At 39.3% G+C, this 3451-nt stretch carries 2 protein-coding genes and 2 pseudogenes; 1 reads left to right on the top strand and 3 read right to left on the bottom strand.

Annotation, left to right across the window (positions count from 1 at the left end; all coding sequences use genetic code 11):
- Positions 1-217 precede the first annotated feature (217 nt).
- A pseudogene (locus AC33VI_RS10115) lies at positions 218-661 on the top strand (solute carrier family 23 protein); the annotation flags it as partial.
- A gap of 113 nt (positions 662-774) precedes the next feature.
- Here AC33VI_RS10115 and AC33VI_RS10110 read toward each other — a convergent pair.
- From AC33VI_RS10110 to AC33VI_RS10100, 3 genes and pseudogenes are all read right to left on the bottom strand, one after another.
- On the bottom strand, positions 775-1101 hold the full coding sequence (locus AC33VI_RS10110; protein ID WP_491782137.1) for a hypothetical protein: 327 nt from the start codon (positions 1099-1101) through the stop codon (positions 775-777).
- Between the two features lie 558 nt (positions 1102-1659).
- Positions 1660-2727, bottom strand: coding sequence for a CHAT domain-containing protein (locus AC33VI_RS10105; protein WP_491782136.1), 1068 nt, complete (start codon positions 2725-2727; stop codon positions 1660-1662).
- A gap of 438 nt (positions 2728-3165) precedes the next feature.
- A pseudogene (locus AC33VI_RS10100) lies at positions 3166-3451 on the bottom strand (hypothetical protein); the annotation flags it as partial.

Genomic DNA, 3451 nt, shown 5'->3' with positions numbered 1-3451 from the left:
TAATTGTTTAGAGGCTGGTTTTCTGACATAAATAACCGCTTTTTTAGCTCTCATTCTATTTACTCACAAAATCTTCTTTTATTGACATTTTAGCCAGTAGCGATCGCCTGATTCTTGGATCACCAAAAGCGTGCAAGACCCAATAAATGGGTTTGATTGCTTAAGATATTTGGTCTATTGTTGGGATGAGTTTTACTGCTCTTATGCCTAGAGTGACAGAAGAGAGTTAGGCGACGGTATTGCTACCAGCCTAGCAGCTTTTTTGGGAGGTCCTCCAAATACTACTTATTCTGAGGTAACGGGAGCAGTAGCACTTACGAAAATATCTAACCCAGGAATCATGACCTGGGCAGCTATTTTTGCCGTATTACTTTCTTTTGTAGGAAAATTAGGTGCAATGTTGCAAACCGTTCCCGTTCCCGTGATGGGCGGTATCTTGATTATTTTGTTCGGTACGGTGGTAATTGTGGGGATGAATAGTTTAGTACAGTCAGGAGATGACTTACTGCAACCGCGCAACATTGCGATCGTCGGTTCGATCTTAATCTTAGGAGTAGGGGGAATGAGTCTCAAGGCTGGCGTATTTGCCCTCGAAGGAATTGGGCTATCGAGTATTATCGGCGTGTTGTTGAATTTATTATTACCCAAGAATCGTAATTGAGGATAAACCTGTTTTCCGATTGCTAAAATTTAATTCACATCAGACGTATACTGCAACAGTATAAAGTTTGAGTCGGTAACTGTAGAGTGGGCATTGCCCACCCCACATTAAACTTAAGTCCGATCTGTTTCTTCTGATGAAATTAAGCTTGAAAGTTCCGAAACATTCATAATTTCATTCAATTCTCTTAAGTTTGACAAAGCAGATTCTAGAGATTTGTCTCTAGTGTTTTCGTAAGATTCCAGCAAAACTTCGGTTTTCCTCCAGTCTCTCTCAGTTTTATTACCTTGAGTATTGATATCCCAAATAATATTAGTTAAGTCACTAGCCCGTGCAACTTTTTCTAAATCGTCAATAGCATTCATAATTAATAATTGCATTTGTTTAATTTCTACAGCATTAGCAATTGCGATGTCTGGTAAGTTCGTTAGTGAAATCATATTGAGACAATGGATGAATTAATGTCGTAGTTTCTTTTTTCAGCAGGGTGTCTATTATGTTCTGTTATTTCGGTATTTCGGTGTTGGTAGCTCTACTAGCTATAGATCTTCTACCTGCTGTACAAAATTAAAAACTTTATAACCGTAAAAACTCTAAATGGCTAGTGAAAATACTTAAATTAATAATTTTTTTTAGTATTTATGGTAATTATCTTTCATATTGAGTGCTTTCTTGGTTAGATGACAAAATTATCGCTTTAATTTTTAAATAGTGTTTACATTTATCGCAGATAATTCCCTGCTAAAGTAAATACTCAGTGTTTAGTGCTAAATGCTAAATATCTAGGGCTTGCTGAAAAATTAAGATTTGAGAGGATATCTGTTGTAAAGCTATTAGCTATCAGCTTTCAGCTATTAGCTTTTAACAAGCTAGTACATTTTATTTTGTTAAGTGCAAGAAAAATAACCTTGTTTATCAAAAAACTTTGCACTTTACTTGAATAAAAAGTCTTGAAACGCTTATATTTAATTGATTTTGACTTATTCAGCAAGCCCTATCTAAAGCCAATTACCCACTAGAACGAAAGCCGACCAATAAAAGGGATGTTCGTATTGAGGATTGTGTAATAACTTTAATTGTGCCTGTCGTAACGCCTCTGCCTTAGTTTTCGATGTAGTTAAAGCCCGATAAAATTCGCTCATCAATAAAGCAGTAGAATCATCTTGAATCGACCAAAGAGTAGCAACGGTACTTCGCGCACCCGATCGCACTGCTACCCCCGCCAAACCCAAGGCTGCTTGTTTATCTCCCGTAGCGGTTTGACAAGCACTCAAGATAAGTATTTCAATAGGTGTATCCTGGGTAAAGCTTCTGTCTTGTAGCAGCAAATGGAGATCTTTGACGTTGATGCGATCGCCCCAGGTAAGTAAAAAGGTATCTTCGGCGCGAGAAGAAAACTGTCCGTGAGTAGCTAAATGGACTATGGGATAGGGTTGGGCATTGATTTGCGAGCGCAAATTTTCCCTAGTAAATTCTCGATCTAATAGTATTTTGGCAGGGACTAAAGAGGCAATCTGGGCTACTTCGGTTTCGACGTTGGGTAAAGATTCAAAGCCCTGACGGGAAGTAGTTAATCCGCCTGCAATGGTTTGAATGTTTTCGGGATTAAAGGAAGGCACAAGTAGTTGTAAGCCAGGAGTAAGTGCCAGATTGTATTTTTCCACGAGGTATTGTTTGCCATCGTGTAATGCAGCTATGGGAATGCTACTTAATGCCCCGTCGAGAATAAAGACTAAAGTATTAGTATTGTTTTGCTGCAATTGGTTTTCCAACGGACGAATTAACCAGTTGTATAGAGTTTGGTTGGGCTGTAAGGGATCGACGATTGCCAAAAACGGACTGAGGTTAGTATAAAAATCGGTAAAGACGCGATCGATTTTTTGAGGTTTAATAGGGGTTTGATAGTATTTTAGAGGTTGTCCCGACTGAGAGAGAATTATTGCCAGGCGACCGCGTAAGATAATAGAGTAGATTACCGCAGCATTTGGATCGATCTCTTCTATCTTCTGGGGTTTAGCATCAATACAGGCTTCGCGGAAAAAGTTATTTAATTGTGCTAGTTGCAAAGCTTCGATGGTATCGCGGGCTGCAATTAAGTTTGCCTGAGTGGGGTTATTATCTGATAGTAATGCTACCCTTTCTCTGTATAAAGGCTCAATGCGATCGCGAAAGGCGAATTGATTACTAGGATTAGTAGCGAGTAAATTGGCTCGTAAAGACTGTAAACTGTCAAAAGCAGAGTTATAAAGTTGTGGTTGGTTTTGCGCCCGATATATACGCCCTAGTTGCCATTGCCAAAGATATATTGATTCTGAGGTGATGTTCTCTGTATTTAAGATTGCTTGTCTGGTTAATTTTAACGCCTGGGGTAAGTTTTCCCTTTGCAGATATATCCCAGCTAAATAACCATCGGCATAGGCTTGGGTTTGTTTGTCTTGTAATTGTTGTGCCTGTTGCCGGGCGATCTTGGCTTGAGTTTCAATCCTGATTGACTGACAAAACTTTTAGGAAATATTGTAGGAATAAGTCCGAACTTGAAATTCCAACTGATAAAACCGTTGTTTATGTTGTTGAAGTGATGCCATAGCAGGAGTCGGATCTTGATTACTGGAGAAGGTCACAGAACGAATTAATTTCCAAATACAGGTTTTCAAATGACGCAAATGTGACCAATCGTCAGGTTGACTCATCCATTGATTCAGGGCATTGTAAAGACGGGAGTTTGTCTTGGTGCGCGTTCCCATAGCGAGGAAACCTCGCTGGGGTCGCACCGCTTTTTCACAGTATTCT

Source organism: Waterburya sp. (genome assembly GCF_058530065.1).
Note: the sequence above shows the minus strand (reverse complement) of the source record. Positions and strands in the feature narration are given on the sequence as shown.